This window comes from Streptomyces sp. NBC_00209 (genome assembly GCF_045206345.1).
Lineage (GTDB): Bacteria > Actinomycetota > Actinomycetes > Streptomycetales > Streptomycetaceae > Streptomyces.
In genome coordinates this window covers 4,199,902-4,214,748 of sequence record NZ_CP108121.1, presented here as the reverse complement: position 1 = coordinate 4,214,748, position 14,847 = coordinate 4,199,902, and the positions used below count along the sequence as shown (strand labels likewise).

General features: G+C 71.8%; 18 protein-coding genes. 6 read left to right on the top strand and 12 right to left on the bottom strand.

Features of this window, described 5'->3' with window-relative positions; genetic code table 11:
- Positions 1-117: 117 nt before the first annotated feature.
- On the bottom strand, positions 118-690 hold the full coding sequence (locus tag OG867_RS19210) for a TetR/AcrR family transcriptional regulator (RefSeq protein ID WP_406286937.1): 573 nt from the start codon (positions 688-690) through the stop codon (positions 118-120).
- Between the two features lie 178 nt (positions 691-868).
- Between OG867_RS19210 and OG867_RS19205 the strand changes: the two genes are divergently transcribed.
- The gene (locus OG867_RS19205; protein WP_406286935.1) at positions 869-4,153 is read left to right on the top strand and encodes a S41 family peptidase; all 3,285 of its coding nucleotides are present in this window, start codon (positions 869-871) and stop codon (positions 4,151-4,153) included.
- Positions 4,154-4,162: 9 nt separating this feature from the next.
- Here OG867_RS19205 and OG867_RS19200 read toward each other — a convergent pair whose 3' ends face one another.
- Both OG867_RS19200 and OG867_RS19195 read right to left on the bottom strand, forming a co-directional pair.
- Positions 4,163-5,869, bottom strand: a complete 1,707-nt coding sequence (locus OG867_RS19200; protein ID WP_406286933.1) for a sel1 repeat family protein — start codon at positions 5,867-5,869, stop codon at positions 4,163-4,165.
- Positions 5,870-5,921: 52 nt separating this feature from the next.
- Positions 5,922-6,353, bottom strand: coding sequence for a hypothetical protein (locus tag OG867_RS19195; protein ID WP_406286930.1), 432 nt, complete (start codon positions 6,351-6,353; stop codon positions 5,922-5,924).
- A gap of 176 nt (positions 6,354-6,529) precedes the next feature.
- Between OG867_RS19195 and OG867_RS19190 the strand changes: the two genes are divergently transcribed.
- From OG867_RS19190 to OG867_RS19180, 3 genes are all read left to right on the top strand, one after another.
- Complete coding sequence (locus tag OG867_RS19190) at positions 6,530-7,417, top strand: MerR family transcriptional regulator (protein ID WP_406286928.1); 888 nt, start codon at positions 6,530-6,532, stop codon at positions 7,415-7,417.
- Between the two features lie 80 nt (positions 7,418-7,497).
- Entirely contained in the window at positions 7,498-7,971 is a 474-nt protein-coding gene (locus OG867_RS19185) for a carboxymuconolactone decarboxylase family protein (protein ID WP_406286926.1), read from the top strand.
- Between the two features lie 28 nt (positions 7,972-7,999).
- Positions 8,000-8,923, top strand: a complete 924-nt coding sequence (locus OG867_RS19180) for an RNA polymerase sigma-70 factor (protein WP_406286924.1) — start codon at positions 8,000-8,002, stop codon at positions 8,921-8,923.
- A gap of 15 nt (positions 8,924-8,938) precedes the next feature.
- Here OG867_RS19180 and OG867_RS19175 read toward each other — a convergent pair whose 3' ends face one another.
- From OG867_RS19175 to OG867_RS19160, 4 genes are all read right to left on the bottom strand, one after another.
- Positions 8,939-9,175, bottom strand: coding sequence for a helix-turn-helix domain-containing protein (locus OG867_RS19175; protein ID WP_406286921.1), 237 nt, complete (start codon positions 9,173-9,175; stop codon positions 8,939-8,941).
- 14 nt (positions 9,176-9,189) lie between these two features.
- A complete protein-coding gene (locus OG867_RS19170; protein ID WP_406286919.1) occupies positions 9,190-9,528 on the bottom strand; it encodes a helix-turn-helix domain-containing protein in 339 nt (112 codons plus the stop codon).
- Positions 9,525-9,908, bottom strand: a complete 384-nt coding sequence (locus OG867_RS19165) for a type II toxin-antitoxin system RelE/ParE family toxin (RefSeq protein ID WP_406286916.1) — start codon at positions 9,906-9,908, stop codon at positions 9,525-9,527. Before OG867_RS19165 ends, OG867_RS19170 begins: the two co-directional genes overlap by 4 nt.
- Positions 9,909-10,040: 132 nt before the next feature.
- Positions 10,041-10,625, bottom strand: coding sequence for a DinB family protein (locus tag OG867_RS19160; RefSeq protein ID WP_406286914.1), 585 nt, complete (start codon positions 10,623-10,625; stop codon positions 10,041-10,043).
- 113 nt (positions 10,626-10,738) lie between these two features.
- Between OG867_RS19160 and OG867_RS19155 the strand changes: the two genes are divergently transcribed.
- Entirely contained in the window at positions 10,739-11,311 is a 573-nt protein-coding gene (locus tag OG867_RS19155; protein ID WP_406286911.1) for a dihydrofolate reductase family protein, read from the top strand.
- 35 nt (positions 11,312-11,346) lie between these two features.
- Positions 11,347-11,952, top strand: a complete 606-nt coding sequence (locus OG867_RS19150) for a dihydrofolate reductase family protein (protein WP_406286909.1) — start codon at positions 11,347-11,349, stop codon at positions 11,950-11,952.
- A 25-nt stretch (positions 11,953-11,977) separates the two neighbouring features.
- Here the strand turns inward: OG867_RS19150 and OG867_RS19145 are convergent, their stop codons facing one another.
- The 5 genes from OG867_RS19145 to OG867_RS19125 form a co-directional block, all read right to left on the bottom strand.
- A complete protein-coding gene (locus OG867_RS19145; protein WP_406286906.1) occupies positions 11,978-12,457 on the bottom strand; it encodes an NUDIX hydrolase in 480 nt (159 codons plus the stop codon).
- A gap of 30 nt (positions 12,458-12,487) precedes the next feature.
- Entirely contained in the window at positions 12,488-12,949 is a 462-nt protein-coding gene (locus OG867_RS19140; RefSeq protein ID WP_406286904.1) for a GNAT family N-acetyltransferase, read from the bottom strand.
- Entirely contained in the window at positions 12,943-13,830 is an 888-nt protein-coding gene (locus tag OG867_RS19135) for a protein kinase domain-containing protein (protein ID WP_406286901.1), read from the bottom strand. Before OG867_RS19135 ends, OG867_RS19140 begins: the two co-directional genes overlap by 7 nt.
- A gap of 239 nt (positions 13,831-14,069) precedes the next feature.
- On the bottom strand, positions 14,070-14,504 hold the full coding sequence (locus tag OG867_RS19130; protein ID WP_406286899.1) for an ATP-binding protein: 435 nt from the start codon (positions 14,502-14,504) through the stop codon (positions 14,070-14,072).
- A complete protein-coding gene (locus tag OG867_RS19125) occupies positions 14,501-14,707 on the bottom strand; it encodes a hypothetical protein (RefSeq protein ID WP_328900615.1) in 207 nt (68 codons plus the stop codon). The genes OG867_RS19130 and OG867_RS19125 overlap by 4 nt, the downstream gene beginning before the upstream one ends.
- Between the last annotated feature and the right edge of the window lie 140 nt (positions 14,708-14,847).

Below are 14,847 nucleotides of genomic sequence, written 5' to 3'. Positions count from 1 at the left end.
ACTCCCGGTCAGGTCGTGGAGTGGAAAAGGGCGTGAGGAACCAGCCCGACGACGAGAGCGGCGTGTCAGGTGGGGCTTGGGGAGGGGGCCGTGCGGAAAGCGCGGGGACCGAGAAGGTCAGGCTCCGAGAGCGGGGAGGATCACGGAGTCGACGTAATCGAGAAGGAATGCCTGGTCGACCGGGCGGTCCTCGACCAGTTGCCGAGTGGCGAAGGCGCCGATCAGCATGTGCGGTACGTATTTGAGCGCCGGGTTGTCCGGGCTCACCTCTCCCCGGTCCACGGCCCGGCGCAGCAGCGTGTCGAGACCGGTCATCTCCGGTTCGACCAGCAGTTCCCGCAGGGCCTGGAGAAGGTCGGGGTTGTTGTGGACGGCATGGCTCAGACCCCGCATCAGCGCGGCGTCCTTCTCCATCTGACAGTCGTCACTGCGGCTGAGTACGGCGTGGAAGTCACCGCGCAGCGAGCCGGTGTCGACATCGCCGAGGGTGCCGGGTTTGTTGTGGCGCAGGGCCGTGACGACGAGCGCCGGCTTGCTCCCCCACTGGCGGTAGAGGGTGGCCTTGCTGGAATGCGTACGGGCGGCGACGGCGTCCATCGTGAGGGCGTCGTAGCCGACTTCGCGGAGCAGGTCGAGCACGGCGGCGTACAGCTCGCTCTCACGCTCGGGCGTGAGCCGTGTGCGTGCCATGGTTCGACCTCCTGTCCGATCAGTCATCGAACGAATCCGCATCGAACGAAACCGTTTCGTACAGCAGAACGGTACCTCGCCCGCCGAGCGAAACGAAACGGTTTCGTTTGTGGCTCGCACCACAAAAAGCGGGCCTCCCTGAGTTGCCGCACCCCCATCCCGCGGAAAGCATTGGGGGGTGAGTGACGACGTCTCGTATCTCCGGTTCCCGCACCTCCACGAGGATCTGCTCTGCTTCGCGGCGGAGGACGACCTGTGGGTCGCCCCGCTCGCCGCCGAGGGCGAGCGCCCCGGCCGGGCCTGGCGGGTCACCGTCGACCGCACCAGAGTCGGCCACCCCCGGTTCTCGCCCGACGGGACCCGGATCGCGTACACGTCCTGGCGTAGCCTCGACCCGGAGATCCACCTCGCCCCGGTCGCCGGCGGACCGTCCCGCCGGCTCACCCACTGGGGCTCCACCGACACCCGGGTCTGCGGCTGGACGCCCGACCCCGGCGACGCGGCGCAGATCCTCGCCGTCTCCTCGCACGGCCAGCCGTTCTCCTACTTCTCCTGGGCCTACAGCGTCCCCACCGACGGCAGCCCCGGCGGCAAGCTGCCCTGGGGCCCGGTCTCCGACATCGCGGTCGCCGACATCGACGGCGAGCGCCGCACCCTGCTGCTCACCGGCACCCCGCCACACGAACCGGCGGCCTGGAAGCGCTACCGGGGCGGGGCCACGGGCCGGCTGTGGCTGCACGGCGAGCGGCTGCTCCCGGACATCGGCGGGCACCTCGACACCCCGATGTTCGTCGGCGGCCGGATCGCCTTCCTCTCCGACCACGAGGGCGTCGGCAACCTCTACTCCTGCCGCCCCGACGGCACGGACCTGCGCCGCCACACCGACCACGACGCGTTCTACGCCCGGCACGCGGCGAGCGACGGGCGCCGGGTGGTCTACCAGTGCGCGGGCGAGCTGTGGCTCGTGGACGACCTGGAGACGCCGGACGCCGCGCCCCGGAAGCTGGAGGTCCGGCTCGGCGGCCCGCGCGCGGGGCGGCGTACCTACCAGGTGCCGGCGTCGAGCCATGTGGACGCGGTGTCCGTGGACGAGACGGGCCGGGCGAGTGCCGTGTCGGTACGCGGCAGCCTGTACTGGCTCACGCACCGCGACGGGCCCGCCCGCACCATCTCGGACACTCCGGGGGTACGGGTGCGACTGCCGGAGATGCTGGGCAGCGGGGGCGAGGTCGCGTACGTCACCGACGCGGAGGGCGAGGACGCGGTCGAGATCGCCCCGCTGCCGCGCGCCAGCGGCGACCGCCCGGTCCGCCGCCTCGCCTCGGGCCTGATCGGCCGGGTCCAGGAGCTCGTCTCCGACCCGGACGGCGAACGCCTCGCCATCGCCTCGCACGACGGCCGCCTGCTGCTCCTGGACACCGACGAGGAGACGGCCACGGGCGAGCCGGTCGAGCTGATCCGGTCCGTCAACGGGCCCGTGCGCGACCTGGCGTTCTCCCCGGACGGCGCCTGGCTGACCTGGTCGCACCCGGGCATCGGCCGCTCCCTGCGCAAGATCAAGCTGGCCCGGATCGGCGGTCCCGGCGAGCCCGCCATCGTGGACGTCACCAACGGCCGCTTCGAGGACGAGAACCCGGTGTTCACGGGCGACGGCCGCTATCTGGCGTTCCTGTCCTGGCGCGGCTTCGACCCGGTGTACGACGTCCACACCGGCGACCTGTCCTTCCCGCTCGGCTGCCGCCCCTACCTGGTGCCGCTCTCCTCGGCGACCCCGTCCCCCTTCGCCCTGCTGCCCGACGGCCGGCCGGCGGCGGGCGGCCTGGACCCGGTCGACTCGGCCGAGGCGGGAAGGACGGAGGGGTCCACGGTCACGGTCGAGTTCGAGGGCCTGGAGAGCCGGGTCACGCCGTTCCCGGTCTCCGCCTCGAAGTACTCCGCGCTGGCGCCGGTCAGCGGTGGCGGCCTGGTGTGGCTGCGCTGGCCGATCTCCGGGGCGCTCGGCGAGACCTTCGCCAACCCGACGGACATGTCGGGCCGGCCGACCCTGGAGCACTTCAGCATCGCCAAGGCGAAGAAGACCGAACTCGTCGGCCACCTCGACGCGTTCGAGGTCAGCGGCGACGCCTCCCGGCTGGTCGTGATGGACGACGGCGAGCTGCGCGCGGTCCCCGCCACGGAGCCCGGCGACAACGACTCGACCGTCTATCTGGACCTGCGCCGCATCCTGCACGAGGTGGACCCGGCGGCGGAGTGGCGCGGGGCGTACGGCGAGGCGGGCCGCATCATCCGCTCGTACTTCTGGGAGCCGGACATGTGCGGCATCGACTGGCCGGCGGTCCTGGACCAGTACCGGCCGCTCGTCGAACGCGTCGCCACCCCCGACGAGTTCGCGGACCTGCTGCGCGAGGTGCTGGGCGAGCTGGGCACCTCGCACGCGTACGTGGCGCCCGCGCGCCGCAACGAGGGCCCGCCGCACTACCAGCGCGCGATCGGCCTGCTCGGCGCCAACTTCGCTTGCCGGGACGGGGACTGGACCCTGCTGCGCATCCTGCCCGGCGACTCCTCGGACTCCAAGGCGCGTTCCCCGCTGGCCGGTACGGGAATCCGCGAGGGGGCGGTGCTGACCCATGTGGACGGCCGGCCGGTGGACCCGGTCGCCGGGCCGTATCCGCTGCTGGCGGCGGCGGGCGGCACGACGGTCGAGCTGACCTTCCGCCCGGCGGAGGGCGGGGGGCGGCCGCGCCGCATCGCGATCGTGCCCCTAGTCGACGAACGCCCCCTGCGCTATCAGGACTGGGTCGCCAAGCGCCGCGAGGTGGTCCGGGAGCTGAGCGGGGGGCGGTGCGGCTACCTCCACATCCCCGACATGGGCGGTTCCGGCTGGGCCCAGTTCAACCGCGACCTGCGGATGGAGGTGTCCCGCCCCGCGCTGATCGTGGACGTACGCGGCAACGCCGGCGGCCACATCAGCGAGCTGGTCGTGGAGAAGCTCACCCGTACGATCCTGGGCTGGGACCTCACCCGCAACGCCCAGCCCGTGTCCTACGCCTCCAACGCCCCCCGGGGCCCCGTCGTCGCCCTGGCCGACGAGGCGACCTCCTCCGACGGCGACATGATCACGGCCGCGTTCCGCCTGCTGAAGCTGGGCCCGGTCATCGGCCAGCGCACCTGGGGCGGCGTCGTCGGCATGACCGGCCGCCACCGCCTCGGCGACGGCACGGTGATCACGGTGCCGATGAACGCCGCCTGGTTCGACACGTACGGCTGGTCCGTCGAGAACCACGGCGTCGAACCGGACCTGGAGGCACTGCGCACCCCGCTGGACTGGGCGGAGGGCCGCTACGCGGTCCTGGACGACGCGGTCCGCACCGCGCTGGACCTCCTCGCCGCCCATCCCCCGGCGACCCCGCCGACATACGACACGGCCCCGGACCTCAGGCGGCCCCCGCTCCCGCCGAGGTAGCCGGGAGGCTCACTCCTCCTCGTCGTCCTCCTCCAGCTCCGCGTCCAACGCCTCGTCCAGCGCCTCCAGTTCCTTCGCCGGGTCGATCATCCGGGACAGGGCGTCCAGGTCGTCCGTGCTGTAGAGGCTGCGTACATCGCGCCAGCCCTCGGCGGCGGTCGCCAGGAGGCCCATGGCCTCGTCCAGGCGGCCCAGGTGGCGCAGGGCGGTGCCGTAGTAGCCGGCGGTCTCCGTGCGGAAGGCGTCGTTGTCGTCGCCCTCCTCCCAGGCCCGGCGGAGGTACGGTTCGGCCTCCGCGTACGCCTGGCGCTGGACCATCAGCTTGCCCGCGATCATGGAGTCGAGGCGGGAGCCGAGGGCGGCCGCGCGGGCGTACCAGCGCTCGGACTCCTGGTAGTCGTGGTGGAAGTCGGAGAGCCAGCCCATGTGGTGGCAGGAGTGGTGGTCGCCCTTCTCGGCGGCCACGCGGTGCCACGTGTCGCGGTCGGTGAAGCGGCGCAGCTTCCCGCACAGCTGCGCCACGTCGTACGCCGCGTCCGGGTCCCCGGCGCGGGCGGCGGGCTCCATCCAGGGGATCAGGTGACGGGCGTTCTTGCCGCCCCAGTCGTTGAGCATGTCGGCGTACTCGTACCCGGCCCGTACGTCCCCCGCCTCGGCCCGCTCGCGCAGTACGGGCAGCTGCCGGTAGTCGGGCTCGTCGGCGGCGCGGGGGCCGCCCTCGCGGAGTACGGCGATCCGGGCGAGCTGCTGCACGGCGTCCTTGTCGTCCTCGCCGAACTCACCGAACCAGCGCTCGGCCTCGTCGTACCGGCCGAGCCGCAGGCACAGCATCCCGAGGTTCCACTTGGGCGCCTCCTCGCCCGCCTCGACGGCGAGGAGGTGGGCGCGCTCGGCCTCCGCCATCTCCCCGCGCTGCTCGCACTTGTTGCCCAGCAGCGCGGCGGCCTGCGCGACGCCCGCCTCGCGGGCCCGGAGCAGCAGCTCGATGGCCTCGGGCCAGGACTCCTCGTCACCGGTCTCGGTGAGGAACATCGCGTAGTACATCCCCGCCTCGGGGCTGAGCACGGAGCCCCGCCGGTAGAGCGCGTCGGCGCGGGGGGCGAGCCCCGGGTAGTCCGCGAAGTGCGCGTCCAGCTCGAAGAGTTCCCGCACCGCCGCGAGGGCCGCCGGGCCGTCCTCGTCGGCCTCGGCGGCCTCCAGCTTCTCGGCAACCCGGTCGAAGACCGCCTCGAACGAGTCGAAGAGCCGGGACCAGCGGAACACGGCGATGTCGCCGAGCTCGGCCTTGCTCATCAGGAACGCGGACGCCTCCGCGCACCGCCCCTCGGCGGCCATGAGCTTGCCCAGCTCGATCTTGCAGTCGAGGTGCCGCCCGTTCTCCCACCCCCGCCGGAACCACTCGGCGGCTTCCCCCGTGTTTCCGTCCTCCCGCAGCAGCATCCCGAGCCCGTACGCGCACCCCGCGTCGAACTCGGCCCACTCCCGGTAGAGCGCGTCCGCCGCCTGGCGGTCGCCCCGGATCTTGCGGTACCGGGCGAGCGTGTAGTGCGACCAGATGTCCCCGGCCTCGACGGCCCGCTCCCAGTAGGGGATGCCCTCGTCGATGTGTCTCCCGAACACGAAGAAGTCCGTATGCCGGTGGGCGGTCTTGGCATCCTTGTCCCGAGCGGCGGCGACCAGCGCCTCGCCCCGGGTCTGTATGTGCTCGGTGGTCATGGGCGCATGCTGTCAGGCGAGTTGGCGTCCGTCCGGACCGGGCCCCGCGGCTTCACGCGTCATGCGCACCGGCCACGACCGCCACCGTCCACGTGGCCGTCCCGCCCCGGACCCGCATACGGAGCGCCTGCGCCTCCGCCTCGCTGTAGACCCGGCCCACGGTGACGACCTGGTCGCAGGCGATGCGACTGGGGTCGGCCTCGGGCCGGCCGGCGTCGACGATCGTGACCCGGCCCTTACCGGTGCAGCGGGCGTAGACCGTGTAGCCGCCCTCACCGGGCGTGAACTGCTTGAGGTCGAGATCGCCGGAGCCGTGCGTCTCGGGGACGAGTACGGCCGCCCGCGCGGGGAGTTCGAGCCCGGCCGCGCGCGAAGGCGCCGGGCTCCCGGCGCGCTTCTGCGGTGCGTGCTCGACAGCCTCGCTGCATCCGGCGGCAAGGAGAACGGCCGCGGCGGCGGCGAGAACGGAAAGGTGCCGGTTCATGCGGTACTCCTTGGGTCGGCCGAGCGGTGCGGGTCGCTGACCAGGTAGATGTACGAAGGGCCGGCGACGTTCCCGTCCGCTGCGCACACGTGCCTGGCCGCGACGGCGCCGGGGACGGCCCGTGATGCGGAGGCCGCCCTTGCGTCTCCCCCCACGGGAGACCCCAAGCTGGCCCCATGGACGGCAACGCGCTCCTCTCGATCGGGGAGCTGGCCCGGCGGACCGGGCTCGGTGTGAAGACGATTCGGTACTACTCCGATCGCGGGATCGTGACGCCGGTCGCCCGCACCCCGGCCGGCTACCGCCGCTACGGCGCCGACGCCGTCGCGCGTCTCGGCCTCGTACGGACCCTGCGGGAGCTCGGGCTCGGCCTGGACACGATCCGCAAGGTGGCCGACCGGGAACTGCCGTTGCCCGACGTCGCCGCGGCGCACGTGGAGGCGCTGGAGGCGCAGATCCGCGTCCTGCGCCTGCGGCAGGCGCTGCTGGCCGCCGTGGCCGAGCGCCGGCTCACCCCTGAGGAGACCGATCTCATGCATCAGCTCGCCCGGCTCACCGACGACGAACGCCGCCGCCTCGTCGCCGACTTCCTGCACGCGGTCTTCGACGGCCTCGACCTCCCCGGCGTCGCCCGCACGCTGACCCCCGATCTGCCCGGCGCCCCCGACGCCGAGCAGACCCGTGCCTGGGCGGAGTGGGCCGCGCTCGCCCAGGACCCCGGATTCCGCACCGCCCTCCGGCGGACGGTCGCGGACCTCGCGGCCGAACACCCCCAAGGCGGCGTCCCCCGGCGCAACTTCGCCGCCGCCGTCCGCGACCTCGTCGCCCCCGCACTGGCCGCCGGGCTCGACCCCGCCTCGCCCGACGCGGACCCGGTCGTCGCGGCCCTCACCGCCGAGCACGCCCGCCCGGACGGGCTCCTCCCCCGGCTCCGGAGCCTCAACGACCCGCGCCGCGACCGTTACGTACAGCTGCTCGCCGTGATCAACGGCTGGCCGGCCCCGGAGAGCCCGGGTCCCGCGCTCGACTGGGCCGCCGAGGCCGTACGCGTACGGACGCCATGACACCGCACACCCATGTCACAACCACGCCCGCTGTCTCGTCCCGGGTATGAACGCACCCGCTCGGACCCGAGGAGCACATCGTGAACGCACGCCTCAACTACTTCGCCAACCCGGCTGCCGGCAGGGCGCTGAAGCACTTCATGGCGTTCGGCCGGGAGATGAAGGGGCTGCCGCTGCCCGCCGCGACGCAGGAGCTCGTCGCGCTCCGCGTCAGCCAGATCAACGGCTGCGCGGCCTGCCTCGACATGCACACGAAGGAGGCCGTCGCGGCCGGGGAGAGCGCGGTGCGGCTGCATCTCGTGGCGGCCTGGCGGGAGGCCACCGTGTTCACCGACGCGGAGCGCGCGGCCCTGGCCCTCGCCGAGCGGGGCACCCGTACCGCCGACGCGGGGACCGGGGTGGACGACGAGACCTGGGCGAGGGCCGCCGAACTCTACGACGAGGAGCAGCTGACCGCGCTCGTCATGCTGGTGTCGTTCATGAACGCGGTGAACCGGCTGAACATCATCACGCAGCAGCCGGCGGGCGACTACCGGCCCGGACAGTTCCACTGAGCAGAAGCAGAGCGGGAGGGGAACCGGCGTGGGCAAGGCCGAGGAGTTCGAGGAGCTGCGGGCGCTGCTGTTCTCGATCGCGTACCGCATCCTGGGCAGCGTCGCCGAGGCGGAGGACGCCGTCCAGGAGACCTGGCTCCGGTACGACGCCTCGGCCACCCGGCCGGAGTCGGTGAAGGCGTTCCTGTCCACCACGGTGACCCGGATCGCGATCGACGTGCTGCGGTCGGCCCGGGTGCGGCGGGAGGAGTACGTCGGCCCATGGCTGCCCGAACCGCTGCTGGACGACCCGTACGCGGACCCGGCGCGGGCCGCCGAGCTGGCGGACTCGGTGTCGATGGCGTCGCTGCTCCTCCTGGAACGGCTGAGCCCGCTGGAGCGGTCGGTGTTCGTGCTGCGGGAGGTCTTCGCCTTCGGCTTCGGCGACATCGCGGCGGCGGTGGGCCGCTCCGAGGCGGCCTGCCGTCAGCTGCTCGTACGGGCCCGGCGCCACATGCACGAGGGGCGGCCCCGGTTCGAGGCGGACCGCGCGGAGCAGCGGGAGCTGGCGGGCCGGTTCTTCGACGCGCTGTCCCGGGGCGATGTGGACGGGCTGCGGAGCCTGCTCTCCGCCGATGTCCAGCTCGTCGGGGACGGCGGCGGCAAGGCCCCGCAGCTGGCCAGGACGGTCGTCGGCGCGGACAACGCGGCCCGGCTGCTGGCCACGGTCTACCCCCTCATGGCCGAGGCGGGCATCACCTGCGAACCGCGCGAGGTCAACGGCCGCCCCGGGGCGCTGTTCCGCGTGCGCGACGGCGGCGTGCTCCACATCCTGTCCCTGGACGTGCGGGACGGGCGGATCCGGACGGTCCGCTCGGTCATCAACCCGGACAAGCTCGGCCACCTGGGCCCGGTCGCGGACGCGTGGGCGGCGGACCGCGAGGTGAGGGCGCTGCGCAGGCGGGAGGGCTGAGCCCAGAGCCTGTCGTCAGGCGGCCTCGTCGTGAGGAGTAAGGCTAATGGTCAGGTCGGCGCCGAGTGCGTCGGCCAGTCGACGCAGCAGCGGCAGCGTGGGAACCGTGCCGCCGGCCTCGAATCGTGAGACCTGCGGCTGTTTCATTCCGCACCGATCCGCCAGCTCGGCCTGGGAAAGACCCAGTTCGGTGCGCCGCTCATGGACGAGGCGGCCCAGCTCGCGAGCGAGCTCCGTCGGGGAGTGGGGCATGTTTCCTCCCTGGGTCAGGCCGCCGGGGTCACGATGGTGACGGTCGGCTCGTCTCCGGGTGCGAGGTGCACGTCGACGGTCAGGTCCAGGGCTCTGGCAAGGCGCATGATGATGGCGATGGGCGGCAGTTCGGTGGCGGTCTCGAGACCTTCGATCTCGTCTGCGGTGGAATGCATGCGCTCGGCCAGGTCCGCCTCGCTCAGGCCGAGTTGCTTGCGCCGTTCGTAGACGGCCTTGCCGAGCGTCATGGCCAGGCCGGCTTCCTCGTAGACGCGGTCGTACTCGGGGTCGAAGTCGACGCGTTCGCCATTCATCCGGCGATGGCGGCGCGTCCTCCATTCGCTGTGGTTCATGGCCTCTCCCTGATATCCCGGCTGTAGCGGTCGTGCTCGGAGGCTGCCTGGTGCTCAGCCTCACACAGTCGTTGAGCGGCGTGGGCTCGGTCGACTTCGGCTTGCTCGCGCATCTTGGTCTTACGGAACACGGTGAGCAGCACGACGCGTCGACCGGGCGCCAGCCAGTAGGTGATGCGCTGGTGGACATCGCCGAGGCGGAAACGCAGCTCGCGGACCTTACCGCCCAGGTGGCGCGAGTGCGGCTCGTCCAGCGTGGTGGGCTGCTCGGCAAGCAGGTCAGCAACGCGCTCTGCCTGCGTGTAGTGCTGGGGGGAAATGTTCTCCAGCCACAGCCTCACCTCGGGCTCGATCTCGATCGAGTACCGCCCACCGCTCATAACTCCCATGCTATAAGGACCGACGTGCAGGCACATCCCCGGCTGGTCCGTGCGGTGCCGCCAGGCAGGGCCCGCGCCCGGCGTCACGTGCCTCTGGACGCACCTCCAGGGAGCGCGCCGAGCCCCTCCCCGTTACGCGCCTTCGGCGGCGGCCCGCGCCGCGCGTTCGACCTTCGCGCGGTGGGTGTCCCAGAACGCCGCGTCCTGCTGCGGTTCGGTGAGCGCGGCCACTTGGCCCGTCGCGTGGTCGAGCTGTTCGCGGAGGATGTCGGCGTGGCCCGCGTGGCGGGCGGTCTCGCCGTGCATGTGGATCATGATGTCGAACAGCCGCACCTCGGGCCGCCCCCACCACTCCACCCGCCCGGGCGCGTCGAGCGCGAGCGCGGCGACGGTCTCGTCCGTGTGCACCCACGCCCGGCGGTAGCGGCCGGTGATCTCCTCCCGCGACTCCCCCTCGGCGGCCCACATCTCCGGGCCGCCCGGTTCGTTGTCCTGCCAGCGGGGAAGTGGCTCGGGGAACGGCCGCCCGAAGACCTCGCCGAAGTACCGGGCCTCCCAGAACGACAGGTGCTTGACGAGCCCCAGCAGATTGGTCCCGGTCCAGGTCAGCGGCCGCCGGATGTCGTACTCGCCGAGCCCGTCGAGCTTCCACAGGACGGCCTCACGGGCGTTCCGCAGGTTGTCGTGGAGGCGTTGTTTCACGGCGTCATCGATCATGCGCACCGACTCTGCCATCAGAGGGACCCTGCCGGAACGCCGGACCGATGACTTTCCCTGCCGCGCGCAGTCTGAACCCGTGTAAAGCCCGCCGCCCGTACCCCGAGGACATCATGCGCACACTCATCAGCACCGCCTTCGTCTCCCTCGACGGTGTGGTCGAGGCCCCGGGCGGCGAGCCCGGTTACCGGAACTCCGGCTGGACCTTCAAGGGCATCGACTTCCTGCCCGAGGCGTACGCGATCAAGGGCCGGGAACAGGAGGAGGCCGGGGCGCTCATGATGGGGCGGCTCAGCTACGAGGCGTTCAGCCCCGTGTGGCCGGGCATGGAGGAGTTCGCCGGCTACAAGGCGATGCCCAAGTACGTCGTGTCCACGACGCTCACCGAGGACGGCCTCGTGGACACCTGGGGCGAGACCCACATCCTCCGCTCCCTGGACGACGTCGCCGCGCTCAAGGCGACCGACGGCGGCCCGGTCATCGTCCACGGAAGCGCCACCCTGAACCACGCGCTCTCCGACGCCGGTCTGATCGACCGCTACCACCTCCTCGTCTTCCCGCTGCTCCTCGGCGCCGGAAAGCGCCTGTTCAGCGCGGCCGACAAGGACACCCGACACCTGAAGCTCGTGGAGCACGAGGCGTTCCCCAACGGCATCCAGAAAAACGTCTTCGACGTCGTCCGCTGAGGCCGCCCGCACCCCCAGAACGAGAGGAACCCACCATGCGCAAGATCATCGTCTCCACGTTCCTGACCCTCGACGGCGTCATGCAGGCCCCCGGCGGCCCCGAGGAGGACCCCGAGAGCGGCTTCACGCACGGCGGCTGGCAGAAGCCCACGTTCGACGACGGCGTCGGGGAGGCGATCGCCGCCTGGTACGAGGACACCGACGCGATGCTCCTCGGCCGCAAGACGTACGACATCTTCGCCTCGTACTGGCCGACCGCCGACCCGGACAACCCGTTCACGGAACGCATGAACTCCATGCACAAGTACGTGGCGTCCCGCATCCTGACCTCCGTGGACTGGCAGAACTCCTCCCTCCTGACCGGCGACACCGCCGACGCCGTACGCCGCCTGAAGCAGACGGAGGGCCGCAACATCAACGTCGTCGGCAGCGGCGACCTCGCCCAGACCCTGATGCGCGAGGACCTGGTGGACGAGTACCGCCTCACCATCCACCCGGTCATCCTCGGCACCGGCAAACGCCTCTTCGCGGACGGCGCGATCCCGACGGCCCTGGAGCCGGTCACGGTCACGGGAACGAAGGGCGGCACGGTCCTGGCCGTGTACCGGCCGAAGGGCAGGCCCACGTACGACAGCTTCTAGCCGCCCTGGGGCATGCGTGACCCCGTCATGGACGATCCCGATCACGCCACGGACCGTCTGGCACCAGGGTGCCGAGTACGGCCAGCAGCTGTGGCGGCTCAACCGGGTCTGGCAGCGCGTGCAGATCCGGCCATTCGATCCAGCCGTACGTGTCCAGGTTGACCTGTTCGTCGGGGAGCAGGCCGGTCCGCACGAGCGATGGTTTCTCGTCGGCGAACTGCGCAACGAAGAAGTGCTCCGTCCCGACGTATCGCTTGCCGTTCCACCGAACATCACGGTCGACTGGCACAGACCGGTCAAGCACCGCAGCCGGGTCGAGTCCGGTTTCCTCAGCCAGTTCTCGTCGCGCCGCCACCAGCGGCGTCTCGCCTGGCTCGATACCGCCACCGGGTGGCTCCCAGAGCCACGTCCCGTCGAACGGATCACGCCAGCGCAGAAGAAGCAGGCGATGGGCGGCGTCCAGACAGATGACCCGGGCGGCGGGCCGGTGCGTTGATTCCACCATCCTGACGCTAGGCGGTGCTCGAAATGTCGATCAAGACCTGGGATGCGTTGATCGCCATCTCAGACAGGCCCGAGGGCAGCGGTCGGGTGGCTCCAAGGCGTACAGCTCGTAAGGGACGGTTCCGTTGTCGGTCTGCCGGTCGGATGTGCCGATGCGGGTGAACCCGGCTTTGGCCAGGACGCGGCCGGAGGCCGGGTTGTCGGGGTGGTGCATGGCCTCCAGCCGGTTGAGGCCGGCGGTGGTGAAGGCGACGGAGACGACCTGGTGCACGGCCTGGGTGGCGTAGCCGTGGCCCCAGGTGTCTGCGCGGAGGATGCCCCAGCTCCACTGTGCACGCGGGGCTTCGGCGGCTCGGGCGAGGGCGGCGCGGATCTTCTCGTGGGCCTGGCCGAGTGTGAGGGGCCGGCCGGTGGTGTGCCGGATGGAGGCGCCGCTGTAGACGCGGGTGAGGGCGGTGGCGTCGTCGGGGCGCAGGGCGCGCAGGGTCACCATCCGGTGGTCAGCTCCTTCGCGGTGGGCCGGTCGGAGGGGTCGGGGGCCAGGCAGGCGGTGAGGGTGTCCTCGAACGCGGGGAACGGCCACGGGCGGACATCGCGCAGCGCGGTGGTGGTGCCCTTGGTGATCGCGGCCAACTTCTCCAGTCGGTCGGTGGTGTCGTCGTACGGGACGGGTCGGTGGCCGGTCCAGCACCAGAACAGGGAGGCGCCCAGGCTCCAGATGTCGGCGGCCGGGTGCGCCTGGATGTGGGTGTCGTCGGGGGTGGCGAGGATCGCGGTGGCGATCTCCGGTGCGGTGGTGTGGGTGAGGGCTCCCCGGTACGGAACGCGGCGGTGTCCGTCGTCGGGTCCGCAGGCGAGGGCGTAGTCGATGACCGCCGCCCGGCCGTCGTTCGTGACAAGGGCGTTGGTGGGCTGGACGTCGGCGTGAGCCCATCCGGCGGCATGCATCCGGGCGAGGCTCTCCGACCAACTGCGGGCGATGCCCGTGAGCCGGGGCCGGACCGTGGCGCGGTCTCCTTCCGGGCTGCGGGCCGGGGCGAGCGCCCGCCACAGGGGTGCGCCGTCGATCCAGTTGACGGCCAGCCACCGGCCGCCCGCCCACGTCCCGGCACCCACCCGGTAGTCGGGGCTGAGGGCCCCTGCGGCCGTGAGGCGAAGAAGGTGGTCGTCCTCCTGGGCCATCTCCGCGGCCTTCTCGTGGGCGTTGTCGCCGTCGGGGTCGTTGGCCTTCACGACGACCGCTCCTCCGGGGCCCTGGACCTTCCAGACCCGGGAGCCGCGCCGGTCGCTCAGGAGCTGGATCGCGGTGGGGGTGCCTGTGTGCCCGGTGAGGAGGGCGACGGCTTCGGCGGGGGGAAGTGGTTCCTGGCCCATGTGCGGATGTCCTTCCACTGGGTGGGGATGTGCGCGAACACGTCGCCTCCTTCGCCGACGGCGCGGTCCCGACCGCCCTGGAGCCGGTCGTAAACGGCTTGGCCAAGGGCGAAGGCATACCCGGCTTCGGCGTAGCTCGGAGTGTTTCATCGGCTCTCCTCACCGGTCCGCCGCCGAGATGGCGGGAGTACGGCTCGCCCGACGTGCTCAGCCGGTCCACAAGCGTGTCGACAGCGCGTTCAGCCTTGAGGTGACAGCGCCGCCCCCGCCCTGTCAGGCCGGACGCCCACCCGCCGCTTCGGCGCTCGCAGTTCGCACCACACCGTCTTGCGGTACGGGGCCTGCTCCACGCCCCAGCGGAGCGCGAGCGCGTCCAGGAGCTGGAGTCCTCGGCCCGACGTACCCTCCGGGTCGGTTTCGCGGAGGACCGGCCAGACCGCTGCTGCGGGGTCGCTCACTGCGACCCGTACGCGCCCCGCGGGCGTCGCGCTCACGCGTAGCGCCACCGGCGTGCGCTCCCCCACGTGAGTGATGACGTTGGCCAGCAACTCGCTGGCACACAGGACGAGATCGCCCGCGTCCTCGCCGTCGAACCGCTCCCGCAGTATCTGCCGCACCTCCGGCACGGCCTGCGGGACCGCCAGGAACTCCCATGTCAGGGGCAGCCCGTTCATCCCCCGGCCGCCCTCTGAAGCACCTCGGCCAGCTGACGCGCCGTCTCCGTGTTGCAGTTACCGAGCGCGACGAGCGGCTGCCGGCTCGTCCACGCGAGCGTCAGCGGGTCAACTCCGAGTGACGGCAGCGTGATGCCGTTGGCCTTGAGCGCCGTGCGCAATGCGTCGATCTCCTGGCCGATGTCGTACGGGGCGTGGTCCATGAGGGCCGTCCACCTTTCGGTTGCCTGCTGTGACGAACACCTCACACGCTGCCCTATGAACCTCTACCTTGGAAGGCAATTCCGCTCCACAGAGCGAGGCGTGAAAGGCGGTCGGCGGTGGCCAAGGAGATCGATGGTTC